Annotated in this window: 18 protein-coding genes; 11 read left to right on the forward strand and 7 right to left on the reverse strand. The window is 65.2% G+C overall.

The features are described 5' to 3' along the window. Nucleotides 1–100 precede the first annotated feature (100 nt). From MRBLMU1_RS12705 to pcp, 4 genes are all read left to right on the forward strand, one after another. On the forward strand, nt 101–2,446 hold the full coding sequence (locus tag MRBLMU1_RS12705; protein WP_363501816.1) for a TonB-dependent receptor: 2,346 nt from the start codon (nt 101–103) through the stop codon (nt 2,444–2,446). Nucleotides 2,447–2,607: 161 nt separating this feature from the next. Further along, entirely contained in the window at nt 2,608–3,306 is a 699-nt protein-coding gene (locus MRBLMU1_RS12710; protein WP_363501818.1) for a DUF969 domain-containing protein, read from the forward strand. Beyond that, on the forward strand, nt 3,303–4,259 hold the full coding sequence (locus tag MRBLMU1_RS12715) for a DUF979 domain-containing protein (protein ID WP_363501820.1): 957 nt from the start codon (nt 3,303–3,305) through the stop codon (nt 4,257–4,259). The genes MRBLMU1_RS12710 and MRBLMU1_RS12715 overlap by 4 nt, the downstream gene beginning before the upstream one ends. A gap of 57 nt (nt 4,260–4,316) precedes the next feature. Then, nucleotides 4,317–4,967, forward strand: coding sequence for a pyroglutamyl-peptidase I (gene pcp, locus MRBLMU1_RS12720; RefSeq protein WP_363501822.1), 651 nt, complete (start codon nt 4,317–4,319; stop codon nt 4,965–4,967). A 65-nt stretch (nt 4,968–5,032) separates the two neighbouring features. On the opposite strand, the gene MRBLMU1_RS12725 is transcribed toward pcp, so the two are convergent. Genes MRBLMU1_RS12725 through MRBLMU1_RS12735 form a run of 3 tightly spaced genes read right to left on the reverse strand, consistent with a single transcriptional unit; the run spans nt 5,033 to nt 8,061 of the window. Beyond that, on the reverse strand, nt 5,033–5,950 hold the full coding sequence (locus tag MRBLMU1_RS12725; protein ID WP_363501824.1) for a LysR family transcriptional regulator: 918 nt from the start codon (nt 5,948–5,950) through the stop codon (nt 5,033–5,035). A 26-nt stretch (nt 5,951–5,976) separates the two neighbouring features. Continuing rightward, on the reverse strand, nt 5,977–6,888 hold the full coding sequence (locus MRBLMU1_RS12730) for a pseudouridine-5'-phosphate glycosidase (protein WP_363501826.1): 912 nt from the start codon (nt 6,886–6,888) through the stop codon (nt 5,977–5,979). A 3-nt stretch (nt 6,889–6,891) separates the two neighbouring features. Next, nucleotides 6,892–8,061, reverse strand: a complete 1,170-nt coding sequence (locus MRBLMU1_RS12735) for a carbohydrate kinase (RefSeq protein ID WP_363501828.1) — start codon at nt 8,059–8,061, stop codon at nt 6,892–6,894. A gap of 267 nt (nt 8,062–8,328) precedes the next feature. On the opposite strand from MRBLMU1_RS12735, the gene xapA reads away from it, so the two are divergent. From xapA to MRBLMU1_RS12770, 7 genes are all read left to right on the forward strand, one after another. Further along, nucleotides 8,329–9,168: a xanthosine phosphorylase gene (gene xapA / locus MRBLMU1_RS12740; protein WP_315212030.1), complete on the forward strand. Its 840-nt coding sequence runs from the start codon at nt 8,329–8,331 to the stop codon at nt 9,166–9,168. Between the two features lie 50 nt (nt 9,169–9,218). Then, nucleotides 9,219–10,412: a phosphopentomutase gene (locus MRBLMU1_RS12745; protein ID WP_363501831.1), complete on the forward strand. Its 1,194-nt coding sequence runs from the start codon at nt 9,219–9,221 to the stop codon at nt 10,410–10,412. Next, on the forward strand, nt 10,409–11,371 hold the full coding sequence (gene deoC / locus MRBLMU1_RS12750; RefSeq protein WP_363501833.1) for a deoxyribose-phosphate aldolase: 963 nt from the start codon (nt 10,409–10,411) through the stop codon (nt 11,369–11,371). The genes MRBLMU1_RS12745 and deoC overlap by 4 nt, the downstream gene beginning before the upstream one ends. 13 nt (nt 11,372–11,384) lie before the next feature. Beyond that, complete coding sequence (locus MRBLMU1_RS12755) at nt 11,385–13,766, forward strand: aldehyde dehydrogenase family protein (protein WP_414646070.1); 2,382 nt, start codon at nt 11,385–11,387, stop codon at nt 13,764–13,766. 135 nt (nt 13,767–13,901) lie between these two features. Further along, nucleotides 13,902–15,224 carry a thymidine phosphorylase gene (deoA, locus tag MRBLMU1_RS12760; protein ID WP_363501835.1) on the forward strand — a complete coding sequence of 441 codons (1,323 nt, stop codon included), beginning with the start codon at nt 13,902–13,904 and terminating at the stop codon, nt 15,222–15,224. A gap of 24 nt (nt 15,225–15,248) precedes the next feature. Next, a complete protein-coding gene (cdd, locus tag MRBLMU1_RS12765) occupies nt 15,249–15,653 on the forward strand; it encodes a cytidine deaminase (RefSeq protein ID WP_363502382.1) in 405 nt (134 codons plus the stop codon). A gap of 5 nt (nt 15,654–15,658) precedes the next feature. Next, on the forward strand, nt 15,659–16,885 hold the full coding sequence (locus MRBLMU1_RS12770; protein ID WP_363501837.1) for a nucleoside deaminase: 1,227 nt from the start codon (nt 15,659–15,661) through the stop codon (nt 16,883–16,885). Nucleotides 16,886–16,895: 10 nt separating this feature from the next. Here MRBLMU1_RS12770 and MRBLMU1_RS12775 read toward each other — a convergent pair whose 3' ends face one another. From MRBLMU1_RS12775 to MRBLMU1_RS12790, 4 genes are all read right to left on the reverse strand, one after another. Beyond that, a complete protein-coding gene (locus MRBLMU1_RS12775) occupies nt 16,896–17,321 on the reverse strand; it encodes a VOC family protein (RefSeq protein ID WP_363501839.1) in 426 nt (141 codons plus the stop codon). Nucleotides 17,322–17,451: 130 nt separating this feature from the next. Beyond that, complete coding sequence (locus tag MRBLMU1_RS12780) at nt 17,452–18,270, reverse strand: LytR/AlgR family response regulator transcription factor (RefSeq protein ID WP_363501841.1); 819 nt, start codon at nt 18,268–18,270, stop codon at nt 17,452–17,454. After that, nucleotides 18,267–19,196, reverse strand: a complete 930-nt coding sequence (locus MRBLMU1_RS12785) for a sensor histidine kinase (protein ID WP_363501843.1) — start codon at nt 19,194–19,196, stop codon at nt 18,267–18,269. Before MRBLMU1_RS12785 ends, MRBLMU1_RS12780 begins: the two co-directional genes overlap by 4 nt. Further along, on the reverse strand, nt 19,193–19,459 hold the full coding sequence (locus tag MRBLMU1_RS12790) for a hypothetical protein (RefSeq protein ID WP_363501845.1): 267 nt from the start codon (nt 19,457–19,459) through the stop codon (nt 19,193–19,195). Before MRBLMU1_RS12790 ends, MRBLMU1_RS12785 begins: the two co-directional genes overlap by 4 nt. Nucleotides 19,460–19,474: the final 15 nt, after the last annotated feature.

A 19,474-nucleotide genomic window follows, 5' to 3' on the forward strand; every position in this document is an offset into this window, starting at 1 on the left:
GAACCATGGAAAAAGTGGGTTTATGTCATTTTTTTCCATGCTAGGATGATTGGCATAACAACAAATACCATCCAAACTTATACAACCGGGAGCAGCATTTATGAGCAAGAACAGTAGTGGTTTCGCAGTGCGGTCGTTGATCGCCCTGGCCGTGGCAAGCGCCTTCCCGCTGCACACGGCCCTGGCCACCGAGGCGGGCGCGGCAGCCCAGCCGGCAGCCGCTGAGGGACAAGACACTGCGGCGGCGCCTCCCGCGCCGAGCACTACCGGCGGCCAGCTTGAAACCGTGATCGTGACCGCGCAGCGCCGCGCCGAAAACATCAAGGACGTGCCGATGTCGATCGCCACCATCAAGGGCGACAAGCTCGACGTGCTGACTTCCGGCGCCGGCGACATCCGCGTGCTGTCGGGCCGCTCGCCGTCGCTGAACATCGAATCCGACTACGGCCGCGCTTTCCCGCGCTTCTACATCCGTGGCCTGGGCAACACCGACTTCGACCTGAACGCCTCGCAGCCGGTCGGCTACGTGATGGACGACATCGTCCAGGAAAACGCCATGCTCAAGGGCTTCCCGGTGTTCGACGTCGACCAGGTCGAAGTGCTGCGGGGCCCGCAGGGCACCCTGTTCGGCCGCAACTCGCCGGCCGGCGTGATCAAGTTCGACTCGGCCAAGCCGGTCTTCAAGCAGGAAGGCTATTTGCAGCTGGGCATCGGCAACTACTCGGCCAAGAACGTCGAAGGCGCGTTCAACTTCCCGGTCAGCGACACCGTGGCGCTGCGCTTCTCCGGCACCAGCCAGCACCGCGACGACCGCGTGCACAATACCAACCCGACCCCGGGCAAGGGCACCCAGGACTTCGAAGGCTACGGCGACAATGCCTTCCGCCTGCAGGCGCTGGTGCAGCCGAACAAGGACCTGAGCGCGCTGTTTAACTACCATCAGCGCAACTACCACGGCAGCGCCACCCTGTTCCGCGCCAACATCATCAAGCAGGGCACCAACGACATCGTCGACGGCTTCGACTACGGCTCCTACCCGACCGACGGCGTCAACTACCAGAAGCTGGAAACCAAGGGCGGCAGCATGCGCCTGAAGTACAACCTGAACGACATCACGCTGCACTCGATCACCGGCTACGAAAAGCTCAAGTTCAACAGCCGCGCCGACGTCGACGGCGGCTACGGCGCCGTGTTCGCGCCACCGTACGGCCCGGGCCGGATTCCGTTCCCGGTCGAGACGGCCGACCTGCTGCCGAACCACAAGCAGTTCTCGCAGGAGTTCCGCGCCGAGTCCAACTACTCGGGCCCGCTGCAGTGGATCGGCGGCCTGTTCTACTTCAAGGAAAACATCCAGATCGACAGCATCAGCTTCGACTCGTTCGCCCCGGGCAATCCGCAGAACACCGCGTACGCGCGCCAGTTCCAGGATTCGAAGTCGTGGGCCGCGTTCGGTTCGCTGAACTACACCGTCTCGGAGAAGCTGAAAGTGCGCGGTGGCGTGCGCTACACCAGCGACAAGAAGGACTTCCAGGCCTCGCGCACCGACTTCAACGCCGCCAACGTGCTGGTCACCGTGCCGCATTCGCTGAACAGCGACTCGAACAACGTCAGCTGGGACGCCAGCGGCACCTATGAACTCGACAAGAACACCAATCTGTTCGCCCGCGTGGCCACCGGCTACCGCGCGCCGTCGATGCAGGGCCGCCTGAACGGGCTGGCCGACGTGCCGTCGATGGCCGGCGCCGAGAAGGCGCTGTCGTTCGAGGCCGGCGTCAAGCAGGACCTGTTCGACAAGCGCGCGCGCCTGAGCGCGTCCGTGTTCCAGTACCGCGTCAAGGACAAGCAACTGACCGCCGGCAGCGGCACGATCAACATGAACCAGCTGCTCAACGCCGACAAGGTCACCGGTCAGGGCGTCGAGCTCGACTTCCAGGCCAACCTGGGCTACGGCTTCAGCACCACGGCCGGCTACAGCTTCAACGACACCGAGATTAAGGACCCGAGCGTGCGCGTCCAGTATTGCGGCAACCTCGCCAACAACGCCGGCCTGGGCTGCACGCCGACCGATCCGGTGGCCGTCGGCTTCCCCGGCAACGTCCTGATCGACGGCAACGACCTGCCGCGCGCGCCGCGCCACCAGGCCAACTTCACGCTCAAGTACAGCACCGACGTCGCCAACGGCGAGCTGTACGCGCTGACCGACTGGAGCTACCGCAGCGGCTACAACTTCTTCCTGTACACGGCGCCGGAATACCGCGCCAAGTCGCTGGTCGAAGGTGGCGTACGCATCGGCTACAAATGGGGCGACGGCAAGTATGAAGTGGCTGCCTTCGGCCGCAACATCACCAACAAGATCGTTCTGCTCAGCGCCATCGAGTTCGACAACCTGACCGGCATGCTGAACGAACCGCGCACCTGGGGCGCCACGTTCAAGGTCAATTTCTAACGTCAAGCCATGACCGAATCCCCGCGCATCGCAAGGTGCGCGGGGATTTTTACATCCGGGGTCAGGTCCGCCATTTCTACACGGGCCGGACCGTAGGGTGGTGGCGGGGCGCTTTACAGTCCCGCTCGTGTAGCATTGGTGGACCTGACCCCGGAGTTGAAATGAATCACACTGTTAATCTTTGGCCACTGCTCGGCGTGGCCGTTATCATTCTTGGTTTCGCGCTGCGCGCGCATCCGGTGCTGGTGGTGATCGCCGCCTGCGCCGTCACCGGCTTGGCCGCGTCCATGGACGTCGGGCATCTGCTGGCGGTCCTCGGCGCGGCTTTCATCAAAACCCGCAACCTGCCGCTGATCCTGCTGCTGCCGCTGGCGGCCATCGGCCTGCTGGAGCGCTATGGACTCAAGGAGCATGCGCAGGCGTCCATCGCCCGCATCAAGTCCGCTACCACCGGGCGCCTGCTGATCGTCTATCTGGCGATCCGCGAGATCAGCGCGGCCTTCGGCTTGACCAGCATCGGCGGCCATCCGAACATGGTGCGCCCGCTGATCGCGCCGATGGCCGAGGGCGCGGCTGAGAACCGCTATCCGGCGCTGACCGACGCGCTGCGCCACCGCATCCGCGCCATGTCCGCCGCCACCGACAACGTCGGCCTGTTCTTCGGCGAGGATGTGTTCGTGGCCTTTGGCGCCATCGTGCTGATGCAAACCATCCTGCGCGGCGAGGGGATCGAGGTCGATCCGCTGCACATCGCGATGTGGGGCATTCCGACGGCGGTGACGGCCTTTATCATCCACTCCTGGCGGCTGCACCGTCTCGACGCCCACATCGCCCGCGCGATGATGAAGGAGCCGGCATGATACTGAAGCTCGATTTCTTCTACTTGGTGCTGGGGGCGATGCTGTTGATGATCGCGCTGATGGCGCTGCGCGACGCTCACAATCCCAAGCGCTATTCCAGCGCGCTGTTCTGGGCTTTGTACGCGGTGGTGTATCTGGCCGGCGACTGGCTGCCGCCGGTGGCGGCGGGCGCGCTGATGGTGGTGATGGCGCTGATCGCCGGTTTCGGCGGCGTCACCTTGGGACGCTACGGCGAGCGCTCGCCCGAACAGCGCCGCGACAGCGCGCAGCGGCTCGGCCACAAGCTGCTGATCCCGGCGCTGATCATTCCAATCACGACGATGATCGGTTCGACCTTGCTGAAGGACGTAAAATTCGACGGCCTGTTCCTGCTCGACCCGAAGAACGCGACCCTGGTCAGCCTCGGTTGCGGCTCGCTGTTCGCCGTCGCCACCGCGTGCTGGCTGACGCGCGCCACGCCGCTGCAGGCGATGCGCGAGTCGCGCCGGCTGGTCGATCATCTGGGCTGGGCGGTGGTGCTGCCGCACATGCTGGCGGTGCTCGGCCTGTTGTTCACCGAGGCGGGCATGGGCAAAGCCGTGGCGCACGTTGTTACGTCTTACATCAACATGGATGTGAAGCTGGTGGCGGTGGCGGTGTACTGCGTCGGCATGGCGCTGTTTACCATCATCATGGGCAACGGCTTCGCCGCCTTCCCGGTGATCGCCGGCGGCGTCGGCATCCCGGTGCTGGTGGGCGTGTACCACGCTAACCCCGCGGTAATGGCAGCCATCGGCATGTTCAGCGCCTACTGCGGCACCTTGATGACGCCGATGGCGGCCAACTTCAACATCGTCCCGGCGGCGTTGCTGGAGCTGCCCGACAAGAACGCCGTGGTCAAAATCCAGGTGGCGACGGCGCTGCCGATTTTGCTTGTTAATATTGCACTACTGTATTTTCTCCTGAACATGTAAACGACAATCATTTAGGTTAGAGTAGCGATCTGGTAGTTGAGTGTGGAGTCAAAGCGGATGAAAAAGATCATATTGTTGACGGGTTTCGAGCCCTTCAACCAGGAGACGATCAACCCTTCCTGGGAAGCGGTGCGTGCCCTGCAGGGCTGGCATGAAGGGGATTTCGTCGTGCATGCGCGGCTGTTGCCATGCGTGTTCGGGCAGGCGAAGAAGGCGATGCACCAGGCGGTCGAGGAACTGCAGCCGAGTATCGTGATCGCGGTTGGCCAGGCCGGCGGCCGTGTCGATCTGTCGATCGAGCGGGTCGCCATCAACGTCGACGACGCGCCCATCGCGGACAACCAGATGCGCCAGATCGTCGACCAGCCCATCGTCACCGGCGGTCCCGCCGCCTACTTCTCCACCTTGCCGATCAAGGCGATTGTGCAGGCGCTGCGCGACGCCGGCCTGCCGTCGTCCGTGTCGCAGAGCGCCGGCACCTTTGTTTGCAACCATGTGTTCTACGGCTTGATGCACCAGGCCAGCGAGTGGGGCACGACGATGCGCGCCGGCTTTATCCACATCCCGTATCTGCCGCAGCAGGCGGCCCTGCATCCGGGGACGGCCAGTATGCGGCTCGACGACATGGTCGAGGGCCTGCGCATCGCCATCCGCACCACGCTCGCGCACACCGTCGATGTGCGCGAGGCGGGCGGCGTGACGCACTAACCCACCAGGCACCGCGCCGCGTACTTCGGCGCCGCCGACGGTGCAAGGGGTCTGACCCCTTGGGGTCAGACCCCGGGCTGTGCGGGTTTCGAGGGGTTCAAAATGTTCAGGAACGCCCGCACCACCGGCGCGTCGTCCAGCGTGGTGTAGGTGATGTACAGATTGGCCGACGGCGGATTGCTGCGGATCGGCAGGAACACCACGCCCGGCCAGCCGATGCGGCTGGTGGTCTCCGGCAGCAGCGCCACGCCCAGGCCCGCGCCGACCATCGCCAACAGCGTCTGCGGCTCGGAAGCCTCCTGGAAAATCGTCGGCTGGAAGCCGGCCTTCACACAGCACTGGATCAGATAGCGCGGGAACGACGACTTGTCGAGCGCCAGGGTCAGCATCGGTTCGTCGGCGATGTCCATCAACTCGATCGACTCCTCCTTGGCCAGCGGGTGGTGCTCGTTGATGGCCACGCACACGTCCTCGCGGAAGCACAGCTCCTGGCGCAGGTTGTCCTGTTTCAGATCGTCCTCGTCGAGCTTGGGCTCGCGCCAGAAACCGACGTCCACCTGCTTGGCGCGCAGCGCTTCGTACTGCAAGGTCGGCCCCAGCTCGTGCAGGGTCCACGTCACGCGCGGGAACTTGGTCTGGAACTCCTCCAGCAAACTGGGGATCGGCCCCCACATCGCCGAGCCGACGATGCCCACCCGCAGGCGTCCCACTTCGCCACGGTCGATCTGGCGGATGGTGTCGATCGTCATGCGCATCTTCGCCAGCAGCTCGGATGCTTCGCTCATGAGCGCCTTGCCCGCCACCGTCAACTCGAAGGTGCGCGTGGTGCGGGCGAACAGTTTGACACCCAGCTCGCTCTCCAGTTTCATGATCTGCTGGCTCAGTGGCGGCTGCGAGATGTGCAGGCGTTCGGCGGCGCGGCTAAAGCTCTTTTCCTCGGCGACGGCCAGGAAGTACCTCAGTTGTTTCAGATCGATGGACATGGCGGGCCTGGTGTCGGTGGTCTCGATTAGTGCGACTGCATGGCGCAGGCCAGCGCGGCGCCGCAGCGGGCGTTGTTCTTCACCAGCGCGATGTTGGTGGCCAGGCTGCGGCCCTCGGTCAGCTGCTTGATGCGGCCCAGCAGGAACGGCGTGACGTTCTTGCCGGTGACGCCCTGCGCGTCCGCTTCGCCCAGTGCCTGGATAGTGATGGCGTCGATCTCCGCCTTCGGCATCGCCTCCGCTTCCGGCACCGGGTTGCTGACGACGATGCCGCCTGTGAGGCCCAACTGCCATTTGGTCTGTATGAAGGCCGCCTGTTCGGCCGGGGTGTCAAGCTGGAAGTCGGCGTTGAAGCCGCTCTCGCGCGTGAAGAAGGCGGGGAAGCCGCGCTGGCCGACGCTGACCACCGGCACGCCATGCGTCTCCAGGTATTCAAGGGTCAGGCCGATGTCGAGGATCGATTTGACGCCGGCGCATACCACCGCCACCGAGGTGCGCGCCAGTTCCTGCAGATCGGCCGAAATATCGAAGCTGGTTTCCGCGCCCCGGTGCACGCCGCCGATGCCGCCGGTGACGAACACCTGGATGCCGGCCAGCGCCGCGCAGATCATGGTCGCCGCCACGGTGGTGGCACCCAGTTTGGATTGCGCGAGCACGTAGGGCAGGTCGCGGCGGCTGACCTTCATCGCCTCGGGCGAGGTGCCCAGCGATTCGAGCTGCTCTTCCGACAGGCCGATGCAGATCTTGCCGCCGATGATGGCGATGGTGGCCGGCACGGCGCCGCCGTCGCGGATGATCTGTTCGACCTCGCGCGCCATCTGCACGTTTTGCGGATACGGCATGCCGTGCGAGATGATGGTCGATTCCAGCGCGACGATCGGTTTGCCGGCGGCGCGGGCGGCGGCCACTTCGGGCGAGAACAGGAGGAATTGGTGCATGGGTCAGTCCTTATGGGGGAAGAGGGGAGGCTCGAAGCTCGAATAAATCGGCGGAACGGGCAGGATCGGTGTCGGATAAAAACCCTGGATCTCGTCGAGGACGTCGGCCGCCAGCATGGGCGAAACGGTTTCGTGGCTTTCCAGCGTCATCGCGGCGACCTTCAAGCCGCGCCGGCAGGCCAGGGTCAGATCCTGGCTGCCCTGGTACAGCGACCAGCAAACGGCGGCCGAGAAGGCGTCGCCGGCGCCGGTGACGTCGACCACGTCCACTTCGTTCGCGGCCAACCATGCCAGCTCGCCGTCGCGGGTGTGGAACACGCCCTGGCCGCCGCAGGTGACGATGACATCCCGGGCGCCGCGCGCCAGCACGGCGCGGCAGGCCAAACGCACGTCGGCCTCGGTGGGCAGCGCGCGTTCGGCCAGCGTTTCGAGTTCGCCCCGATTGAGTATCAGCAGGCGCAGGCCGGTCAGGTCGGCCGGCAGGCGCGCCATCTTCGGCTGCGACACGGCCACCAGGATCAGCGGAACGTTGTCGGCTCGGGCGCTGTCGAGCAGCGCGCCGACGCTGTCGGCCGGCAGGTTCAGGTCCGCCACGGTCATCGACGCGGCGGCGCGCTGCGGCAGCCGGCTGCCGAGGAATTCGGGCGTCATGCGGTCGTACAGCGCCATGTCGGCCAGCGCCACCACCAGTTCGCCGCGCTCGTCGAGGATGGCGGTGTAGGTGCCGGTGGCGGTGTCGGTCAGGTTCAGCGAGCCGCGCATGTCGATGCCGGCGTTTTCCGCGTGGTCGCGCAGCGCGCGGCCGGCGCCGTCGTCGCCCAGGGCGGTCAGCAGCGCGGTCGGCAGATTGAGCCGCGCCAGGTTTTCGGCGATGTTGCGGGCGACGCCGCCGTAGACTTCCTCGGCGGTGGCCGGGTTGGAGGTCCCTAGCTGCATGGCGGCGATGGTGCGCAGCTTGCGGTCCAGGTTGGCCGCGCCTATGCACAGAACGGGACGCTTGTCGGGCAGCACGTAGGCGCGGCCCAGCAGGCGGCGCTCGCGGATCAGACTGGCGATATGGCCGGCCACGGCCGAGCGCGACAGGCGCAGGCCGACCGCCAGATCCTGCTGGGAGATGAAGGGGTTGGCGCGGATCAGCTCGTAGAGCTGCTCTTTTTTGGAAGTATCGTTCACGGTGGCCTTAAAACATTTGTCCGTTATAATAAACATTTGTTTGTTATCGGTCAATCAGGGCGTGGCAGGCGAGGCCGGCTCACCGAATCGGCTAGTTCAGCGGCCTTGATAATATCCCTTATTTATAGGGGTTTTGTATAAATCCGGAAGAAAAATGGTATTTGCCATACATATAGGGAATGATGCATAGTGTCAGTATCTCCAGTAAAACTTCAATCGGCCAACCTTCGGCCCGCTGCGCGTCATCTATAAAAACAGAGGATAACCATGTCTAATAATTCCCCATTCCAGGCCGCCGAAATCATCCGCGCGCGCATTCCTGCGGACTTCAAGCCGCGCGTCGCCATGATCCTCGGTTCCGGCCTGGGCGTGCTGGCCGAGCAGATGACCGACGCGGTCACCATCAGCTTCAACGAACTGCCAGGCTTCCCGATCAGCACCGTGCACGGTCACGCCGGTGAACTGGTGATCGGTACCCTGGCCGGCGTGGCGGTGGTGTGCATGAAGGGCCGCGGCCACGTCTACGAGGGCTACGGCCTGGGCGTGATGACCAGCGCCGTGCGCACCATGAAGCTGCTGGGCTGCGAGATGCTGTTCGTGACCAACGCCGCCGGTTCGCTGCGCACCGAAGTCGACGCCGGCGCGCTGGTCGCGCTGACCGACCATATCAACTTCATGCCAGGCACGCCGATGATGGGCCCCAACGACGAGCGTTTCGGTCCGCGCTTCTTCAGCATGGCCAACGCCTACGACGCCGATCTGCGCGCGCTGCTGAAGGCTTCGGCCGAAGAGAAGAAGGTCACGCTGCATGAAGGCGTATACATCGCCTACGCCGGTCCTAACTTCGAGACCCCGGCCGAAATCCGCGCCTTCAAGACGCTGGGCGCCGATGTCGTCGGCATGTCGGTGGTGCCGGAGGTGGTCTCGGCCCGTCACTGCGGCCTGAAAGTGGTCGGCGTGTCCGCCATCACCAACCTGGCCGAAGGCCTGTCGCCGTTCCCGCTGTCGCACGAGCAGACCTTGAAGTACGCGGCCATCGCCGCGACGTCGCTGATTGAAGTCATCCTCGGCTTCCTGGCCAACGTGGCCAAAACACCGCAGGCGTAAGAACCCGAAAGGGCGGCTAGTCCGCCCTTTTTTGCTTTTTGGAGCACACTATGAAACGCGCATTTATCCTGCTGCTGGACTCCTTCGGTCTGGGCGCCACGCCCGACGCAGCCAAGTACAACGACGTCGGCGCCAACACCTTCGGCCACATCGCCGCCTGGGCCGCCAAGACCGGCAAGCCGATGTCGCTGCCGACGATGGAAAAACTGGGCCTGGCCGCCGCCGCCCATGCCGCCAGCGGCGAGTGGGCCGAGGGCTTCGCGCAGCGCGACGGCTTCACCGCCGCCTACGGCGCCGCGCGCGAGCGTTCGACCGGCAAGGACACGCAGTCCGGCCACTGGGAGATCGCCGGCGTGCCGGTGGAATTCGACTGGGGCTACTTCCCGAAGACGGTGCCGTCGTTCCCGGCCGAGCTGACCAAAAAGCTGCAGGAGCTGACCGGCGTGCCGGGCTTCCTGGGCGACTGCCACGCCTCCGGCACGGAAATCATCAACAAGCATGGCGATGAACATGTCGCCACCGGCAAGCCGATCATCTACACCTCGGCCGACTCGGTGCTGCAGATCGCCGCGCACGAGGAGTCGTTCGGCCTGGAGCGCCTGTACGAAGTGTGCGAGATCGCCTTTAAACTGGTCGAGCCGTACAACATCGGCCGCGTGATCGCGCGCCCGTTCACGGGCGCCAACGGCAACTACACCCGCACCACCAACCGCCACGACTACGCCGTCGCGCCGCCGGCGCCGACCCTGCTGGATCACGTGAAGAACGATGGCGGCGAAGTCATCGCCCTCGGCAAGATCAGCGACATCTTCGCCACCCAGGGCGTATCGCGCGTGGTCAAGGGCAAGGACAACATGGCGCTGTTCGACGCGCTGATGAAGGTCGAACAGGAAGCCGGCGACAAGTCGCTGACGTTCGTGAACTTCGTCGACTTCGACCAGGCCTTCGGCCACCGCCGCGATGTCACCGGCTACTCGAACGCGCTGCACGAGATGGACGCGCGCCTGCCGGAATTCATCGCGCAGCTGAAGGAGGGCGACCTGGTTGTCATCACCGCCGACCATGGCTGCGATCCGACCTGGCCGGGCTCCGACCACACTCGCGAGCACATTCCGATGATCTTCTTCGGTCCGGGCGTGAAGGCGCAGCAACTGCCGATTTCCGAAACCTTCTCCGATATCGGCCAGACCCTGGCCCATCACCTCGGCGTGAAACCACTTTCCCACGGAAGCAATCTGTTATGAGCGTAATTACTGATTTCAAACGTAATGAAGCGGTCCCGCTGGACCTGGGCTGGATCAACCATATTCACATCAACAAGAGCGCGGCCGACCGCCGCGCCGCCAGCCTGGCCAACCGCCGCACCGTCAAGAAGGAATACCAGGCCGCCTGGCTGGTCAAGGCCATCGGCCTGATCGACCTGACCACCTTGTCCGGCGACGATACCCCGGGCCGCGTCGAGCGCCTGTGCATGAAGGCGATGCGTCCGCTGCGTTCGGACCTGGTCGAGGCCCTCGGCCTGCAAGGCGAGAAGCTGTCTACCGGAGCCGTCTGCGTGTACCACGAGATGATCAAGCCGGCGGTGCAGGTGCTGCAAGGCCGCTTGCCGATCGCCGCCGTGTCGACCGGCTTCCCGGCCGGCCTGACCAGCATGGAAACCAAGGTGCGCGAGATCGAATTGTCGGTCGCCGCCGGCGCCAGCGAAATCGATATCGTCATCACCCGCCAGCACGTGTTGACCGGTAACTGGAAGGCGCTGTACGACGAGATGGTGGCTTACCGCCAGGCTTGCGGCGAGGCGCACGTGAAGGCGATCCTGGCGACCGGTGAACTGGTCACGCTGGAAAACGTCGCCAAGGCGTCGTGGGTCTGCATGATGGCCGGCGCGGACTTCATCAAGACCTCGACCGGCAAGGAGCCGGTCAATGCGACGATTCCCGTTTCGCTGACGATGGTGCGCGCGATCCGCGACTATTACGAGCAGACCGGCTTCAAGATCGGCTACAAGCCCGCTGGCGGCGTCGGCACGGCCAAGGCCGCGCTGCAATATCTGACGTTGATGAAGGAGGAGCTGGGCAACGAGTGGCTGGAGCCGCACCTGTTCCGCATCGGCGCATCCAGCCTGCTGACCGACATCGAGCGTCAGCTTGAGCATTACGTGACCGGGAACTACTCGGCCGCTCACCGCCACGCACAACCCTAATACGGACCACGTCATGCCATCTATTAAAGAGATCCTCAATACCATGGAATACGGCCCAGCACCCGAAAGCCAAAAAGAAGCGCAAGCGTGGCTGGAGCAGCACGGCCGCACCTTCGGTCTGTTCATCGACAACGCGTGGAGCGAGCCGGGTGAATTGTTCGCCTCGACCAATCCGGCGGACGCCGGCAAGCTGGCCGACCTGACGCAGGCCACCGGCGCCGACGTCGACCGCGCCGTCGAAGCGGCGCGCCGCGCGCAGCCGGGCTGGCAGGCATTGGGTGGCCACGGCCGCGCCAAGGTGATGTACTCGCTGGCACGCCTGCTGCAAAAGCACGCGCGCCTGTTCGCGGTGCTGGAGACGCTGGACAACGGCAAGACCATCCGCGAAACGCGCGATGTCGATCTGCCGCTGGCCGCGCGCCACTTCTACTATCACGCCGGCTGGGCGCAGCTGCAGGCCGAGGAATTCGCCGACTACCGCGCCGTTGGCGTGGTCGGCCAGATCGTGCCGTGGAATTTCCCGCTGCTGATGCTGTCGTGGAAAATCGCGCCGGCCATGGCGACCGGTAACACCATCGTCTTCAAGCCGGCCGAATTCACCTCGCTGACGGCGATGCTGTTCGCCGAGATTTGCGTGCAGGCCGGCGTGCCTGCCGGCGTGGTCAACATCGTCACCGGCGATGGCCGCGTGGGCGAGGCGATCGTCAACCATGCGGGCATCGATAAAATCGCTTTCACCGGTTCGACCGAGGTGGGTCGTCTGATCCGCGTGGCCACCGCCGGCAGCGGCAAGAAGCTGTCGCTGGAGTTGGGCGGCAAGTCGCCGTTCGTCGTTTTCGACGACGCCGACCTGGATGCCGCCGTCGAGGGCCTGGTCGATTCGATCTGGTTCAACCAGGGACAGGTTTGCTGCGCGGGTTCGCGCCTGCTGGTGCAGGAATCGGTGCAGGATAAATTCCTCGCCAAGCTGCGCGCACGCATGGACAAGCTGACCCTCGGTTCGCCGCTGGACAAGTCGATCGACATCGGCGCGCTGGTCGATCCTGTGCAGCAGCAACGTATCGCCGGCCTGGTGGAATCCGCCCGCGCCGAAGGTTGCGATGTGTACCAGCCCGCGTGCGAGATTCCGGCCAACGGTTCGTGGTATCCGCCAACCCTGATCACCGGCGCTTCGACCTCCGCCGCCGTCGCGCAGGCCGAGATCTTCGGCCCGGTGCTGGTGGCGATGAGCTTCCGCACCCCGCCGGAAGCGGTGCAACTGGCGAACAACACCGTCTACGGACTGGCCGCTTGCGTGTGGACCGAGAACATCTCGCTGGCGCTGGACGTCGCGCCGCAGATCAAGGCCGGCGTGGTGTGGATTAACACCGCCAACCAGTTCGACGCCGCTTGCGGCTTCGGCGGCTACCGCGAGTCGGGCTTCGGCCGTGAAGGCGGCCGCGAAGGCATGTACGAGTACATGACCGCGCTGTCGGAAGATGCGCGTCCAGCCGCGCCGCTGGTCGAGGCCAGGCAGAAGGCCAAGGCGGCCGCGCCGGCCGCAGGCGCGTTCGCAATCGACCGCACCGCCAAGATGTACATCGGCGGCAAGCAGGCGCGTCCCGACGGCGCCTACAGCCGTGCGGTGCATGGCGCCGACGGCGCCTTCATCGCCGAAGTGGGCGAGGGCAGCCGCAAGGACATCCGCAACGCGGTGGAAGCGGCGCACAAGGCTGGCGGCTGGGCGAAGGCGACCTCGCACAACCGCGCGCAGGTGCTGTACTACATCGCCGAGAACCTGGCCGCGCGCGGCGAGGAGTTCGCGGCGCGCATCGCCGCGATGACCGGCTCGAAGAACGCCGACAAGGAAGTGCAGGCTTCGATCGAGCGTCTGTTCTACTACGCGGCATGGGCCGACAAGTACGACGGTCTGGCGCACCAGCCGCCGATGCATGGCGTGACCGTGGCGTTGAACGAGCCGGTCGGCGTGATCGGCATCGTGTGCCCGAACGAGGCGCCTTTGCTGGGCTTTATTTCGCTGGTGGCGCCGGCGATCGCGCTGGGCAACCGCGTGGTTGTGGTGCCGTCGGAAGCGCATCCGCTGTCGGCCACCGATCTGTATCAGGTGCTCGATACGTCGGATCTGCCGGATGGCGTGGTCAACATCGTCACCGGTTCGGCCGACGAGTTGGCGCGTACCCTGGCGACGCATTCGGATATCGATGCGGTGTGGCGTCATGACGGTTCGGCCGAGGGGTGCGCGGAGGTTGAGCGCCTGTCGGCGGGGTCGCTGAAGCGTACCTGGGTCGGTGGCGCCAAGGGGCGCGACTGGTATAGTACGGCCCAAAGCGGCGGCCGCGCGGTGCTGGCGCATGCCTCGCAAGTCAAGAATGTTTGGATACCTTACGGCGTCTGAAGCACCCATATAAATACGTAGGGCGGATTAGGCGGAACGCCGTAATCGGCCATGGATGAGTCGTCGACGGCGCATGCATGGCCGATTACGCTTCGCTAATCCGCCCTACGATTAATCCTCAACGCGGAGAATCGCATGTTTTTACCTCAAGAGATCATACGCAAAAAGCGTGACGGCGGCGTCCTGAGCGCCGAAGAGATCCAGTTCTTCGTCGGTGGCATCACCAGCAATCGCGTGACCGAAGGCCAGATCGCGGCGCTGGCCATGGCCGTGTTCTTCAACGATATGACCATGGACGAACGCGTGGCCTTCACCCTGGCCATGCGCGACTCCGGCGAAGTGCTGGACTGGCGCTCGCTGGACCTGCCGGGTCCCGTGGTCGACAAGCACTCGACCGGCGGCGTCGGCGACGTCGTCTCGCTGCTGCTCGGCCCCATGATCGCCGCGTGCGGCGGCTTCGTGCCGATGATCTCCGGCCGTGGCCTGGGCCACACCGGCGGCACGCTGGACAAGTTCGATTCCATCCCCGGCTACACCACGGTGCCGGACAACACCCTGTTCCGCAAGGTCGTCAAGGAAGTCGGCGTCGCCATCATCGGCCAGACGTCGTCGCTGGCGCCGTCGGACAAGATCTTCTACGGCGTGCGCGATGTCACAGCCACCGTGGAATCGGTGGCGATGATCACCGGCTCCATCCTGTCGAAGAAGCTGTCGGCCGGCCTGGACGCGCTGGTCATGGACGTGAAGGCCGGCAGCGGCGCCTTCATGCCGACCTACGACAAGTCGGTCGAGCTGGCGGACAGCATCGTCAAGGTCGGCAACGGCGCGGGCATGATGACGTCGGCCATCCTGACCGACATGAACGAATCGCTGGCGCCATACGCAGGCAACGCGCTGGAAGTACGCGGCGCGATGGATTACCTGACGGGCGTGTCGCGCCCTGCGCGCCTGCACGAAGTGACGATGGCGCTGTGCGCCGAGATGCTGGTGCTGGGCAAGCTGGCCGCGAACGAAACCGAAGCGCGCGCCAAGCTGCAGGCTTGCCTGGACAACGGTTCGGCCGCCGAGCGCTTCGCGCGCATGGTGGTGGCGCTGGGCGGCCCGGCCGACCTGATGGAAAATCCGGACAAGCATCTGGAGAAGGCGCCGATCGTCATCCCGGTGCCGTCGCTGAAATCGGGCTACGCGTCGACCACCGATTGCCGCGGCATCGGCCTGGCGGTGGTGAGTCTGGGCGGCGGACGTCGCCGCGCCGCCGATCCGATCGACTTCGCCGTCGGCCTGACGGAACTGGCGGGCCTGGGCGACAAGATCGAAGCCGGCCAGCCGCTGGCGATGGTGCACGCGCGCACCCGGGAAGCGGCGGAGCAGGCGGTGCGCGAGATCCAGGCGGCTTATCAGATCGGCGATACCGCGCCGAAGGCCAATCCTGTGGTCTATCGCACGATTCGTCCATAAGCGGAGACACCGATGAGCAAACAAATAAATAAGCAAGGGCTGATCGCCGAAGCCGCCGCCGCGCGGCTGAAGGCCTACACGCCTTACTCCAACTTCAAGGTCGGCGCCGCGCTGCTGACCAACGACGGCAAGGTCTTCCACGGCTGTAACGTGGAGAACGCGGCCTACGGCTTATGCAACTGCGCCGAGCGCACCGCCTTCTTCAGCGCCTTTGCGCACGGCTACAAGCCGGGCGAATTCGACCAGTTGGTCGTCATCGGCGAGACCGACGGCCCGATCGCCCCATGCGGCGCCTGCCGCCAGGTGATCCTGGAGCTGGGCGGCGACGAGCTGCCAGTGCTGCTGACCAACCTGAAAGGCGACATCTTCGAGACCACGGCTTCCGCCCAGCTGCCGAACGGCTTCGGCCGCGCCGATCTGAAGAAGTAGTCGCTTTGGCCCTCAAGAAGACGATCGATGTGCAGGCGGCCGTCGCGATCGCGGCGGCCGAGGCGATCGCAGCCAAGACGCAGGGTACCTTCGGCGTCGGTGGCCTGATGCTGGACCAGCATGGCAACGTGCTGCAGTCGCTGCACAACAACGTCATCAAGCAGGGTTTGATTTTCGATCCCACCGCCCACGGCGAGCGCCAGTTGATCGACTGGTACTACGCCGAACGCGCCAAGGGCCGCGACCTGCCGCCGCCGCGGGACATCACCATCGTCACCTCGCTCGACCCGTGCTGCATGTGCAGCGGCGCGATACTGGCGGGCGGCTTCAATGTGGTGGTGGCCGCGCCGGACCGCGAAGCCGGCATCGACCACGACGTCAGCGCCGGCTTCGGCGCGCTGCCGGAAGCGCTGCGCGCGCAGGCCGCGTCCACCTTCAGCTATCCGGCGATTTTGGGTTCGTCGCTGTACGCGCGCGCCGCTTCCGGCGCCACGCCCAAGTCCTTCTTCATCGGCAAGACCATCTCCGAACCGACGCAGGCCTTGTGCGCGCTGGTGTTCGAGGCGACGTCCGACGAGGTGATGCGCTTGTTCCAGACCGATCTTCCAGTGGAACAGCTGCGCGATCCGGCCACCCTGGCGCCCGACCACGCCATCGCGCGGGCCCTGAAGCAGGTCTGTCCGGACGCGTTGACCTACCGCTGCGCGCCGCTCACGCCCGATGCCGGCCTGGCGCCGTTCCTGCTGCGGGCGATGGCGCGCGACCGTGAACAAGGCGGCGACGGCGATGCCGTCGCGCTGCTCGATTCGTTCGGCAATCTGCTGCTGTGCATGCCCGGCAGGATGACGCAATCGGGCATCCGCAGCGCCTTCATGGAAGCGACGCGCGCCTACGCGCAACTGCGCTACAAATTGATGGCGGGCGCCACGCCGGAACGGCAGCAGGAGGTGCGCCGCTATCTGGGCCACCCGAAGGACGGCACCCTGGTTTTCGCCAAGGGGCCGGACGCCGGCGCGATCAGCTTCATGAATCTCGGGGCTTACGGCTCGACGATGGAAGGGCCGCTGCCGGCGAACAATCCAAGGCAGTTCCAGTATGTCGTCCCGGCCATCGCGCAGGAAGAACTCGACGCCATCTGCGCCGCGATGCCGCCGCTGTACAGCGACATCATCCGCATCCATCCCGCGCAGGTCGCCGACCGGGCGTTGATCGACGCCTTGACGCAAGGGTGAGCGCCGGCGCTCACCCTTGCGGGTCGTAGGTGCCGATGCTCCACACGTGGCCTTCGGGGTCGCGGCAGGTGAAGCCCCGGCCGCCGTAATCTTCATCTTTGATATCCAGCAGGATCCTGGCGCCGGCCTCCAGCGCGCGGCCGTACACCAGGTCGGCGTTGTTGACGACCAGGTAGGTGCTTTGCGTGACGAAGTCGCCGATTTCGGCGGGCTGCTTCATCAACCTGCCGAATTCGGTGTCGAACACGGAACCGAGCATGATCATGCTGTTGCCGAACGCGAGCTGGGCGTGGGCGATGGTGCCGTCCTCGTTGGGGACGACCAGTTGCGGTTCGAAGCCGAAGGTGTCGCACAGCCATTCGATGGCGGCCGGCGCGTCGCGGTAGCGCATGCAGGGAACAACGGTGCAGAGGGTCTGCTTGGGTATGCTGGACATTCTTTTCTCCCCGTTCTGTCGATGGAACAGATTCGATCGGTTTTCCGCGCGGTCAGTTCGCCGTGCTGATGCAAATAGACCGGGAAAAGAAAGTATATATTGATAACGCTCAGGCGAAAATCACAAATCGTCACATTTGCTGGAACAGGTGGGTGTGGCCCCGGCTGACCTCCAGCTGCTCGGAGAAGTTCCTGATCTTGACCATTTGCCGGCCGCGCAGGTCGCGCGTGACGCCCTCGATGGCGTCCACCCGCACCAGGGTCGAGCGGTGGATGCGCCAGAACTCGTCCGGATCCAGCTCGTCGGCCAGCTCCTTGAGTGTCTTGCGTATCAATACCTCCGACTGCTCGGTCTGGACGCGGGTGTATTTTTCGTCGGCGCGGAAGAACAGCACCTCGCGCGTGCTGATCATGCGCAGGTTGGCGCCGACCACCGCTTGTATCCAGCGCAGGTATTCGGGCTTGGCGGGGCCGGGCCGGCCCGGTTTGCCCTGGGCCGCCAGCAGCGCGCCCAGTTGGCGCTCGATGTTGGACGGCTGCCGGCCGATCAGCGTTTGCAGCCGCGCGCAGGTGGTCTTGAGCCGTTCGCCGCCGGCCGGCTTGAGCAGGTAGTCGAGCGCGCCCTGTTCGAAGGCCTCGATCGCGTATTGATCGTAAGCCGTCACGAACACCAGGTGGCAGCGGTTGAACAGCATGCGCGCCGCCTCGATGCCGGACATGCCGGGCATGCGGATATCGAGGAAGACGATGTCCGGCTGGTGCAGGCCGGCCAGCGCCACGGCCTCGATGCCGTTGGCCGCTTCGGCCACGATCTCCAATGTGGGCCAGGCTTCGCGCAGGCGGTTGCGCAATTGCTCGCGCATCGGTTCCTCGTCGTCGGCGATCAGCGCGGTGGCGCGGCGCGGCGCATTTGTTGAACAATTGGTTTGCGGATTCGTTGGAAGGTTCATTTGACACCGTCTGCAAAGATATCGGGCGCGTATGGAACGCGGATGCTGGCGCGGGTGCCGCCCGTCAGCGGCGCCTCGATCACCAGCTGCGCGCGCTGGCCGTACAGGATGCGCAGGCGCTCGCGCACGTTCGCCAGCCCCAGGCCGTCGCCGGCGTGGACGTTGAAGCCGATGCCGTCGTCGATGACGTCCACCTGCAGCATCTGGCCATCGACATTGGCGCGGATGTCGATGCGGCCGCCGTCTATCTTCGGCTCCAGACCGTGCTTGATGGCGTTCTCGATCAGGATCTGCAGCATCATCACCGGGAAGGTGGCGCTGAGCATGTGGTCCGGCACGTCGACCGAGACGGCCAGCCGCGCGCGCATGCGCGCCTGCATGATGGCCAGGTAGGCGCGCGACATCTCGATCTGCCGTCCCAGCGTGCCGGCGCCCTTGGCGCGCATCTGGGGCAGGGTGGCGCGCAGGTAGTCGATCAGGTTCTGGTGGATGCGCGCCGCCTGCGGCGGATCGGTCTCGATCAACTGGCCGATCAGCGCCAGGGTGTTGAACAAAAAGTGCGGCTCGACCTGCGCCTGCAGCGCGGCCATGCGCGCCTCCACCAGGCGCCGCTCCAGGCCTTCCTCGTCGGCGTGGCTGGTGGCGTCGCGCGCTTCCAGCTCGGCCTTGCGCTTGCCGCCGGCCAGCACCTTCAGGCCCAGCGACAGCAGGATGAAGCCGACCGTCTGCTTGGGCAGGCCGAACGGCGTCAGGCCGAGTATCAACAGCAGCAGCCAGATGATGATCAGCTTGCGCCATTCGACCTGCGCCAGCCAGTCGAAGAAGCGCCACCACAGGGCGGCGGCCGTTTCGCCGATCTCGCGGACGATGTCGAGCAGGCTTTTGGCGTTGTCGTAGCCGGCCTTGGCCAGCCGCGATTTTTTCATTGCAGGCGCTCCTTGCGGTGGCGGTGGCGGCGCTTGGCCATGACGCAACCGAGCACCGCGAGCTTGACCAGCATGAAGGCGGCGAACAGCACGATCGCCATCGGCAGGATGGCCAGGATCAGCGCCAGCGCCAACGCCAGGCCCAGCAGCGCGGAAGGCGGCATGGCCCCGATCAGGCGCGCCGCGCGTCGCAGCATGTGCATGCAGGTGGCGAAAATCTCGTCGAGCAGGTTGGACAGGGAATCCGTGGTCGGCTTGCGCATGTTGTGTCTCCATCG

The organism is Burkholderia sp. LMU1-1-1.1, assembly GCF_040675865.1.
In the GTDB taxonomy this organism is placed as follows: Bacteria; Pseudomonadota; Gammaproteobacteria; order Burkholderiales; family Burkholderiaceae_D; genus Rugamonas.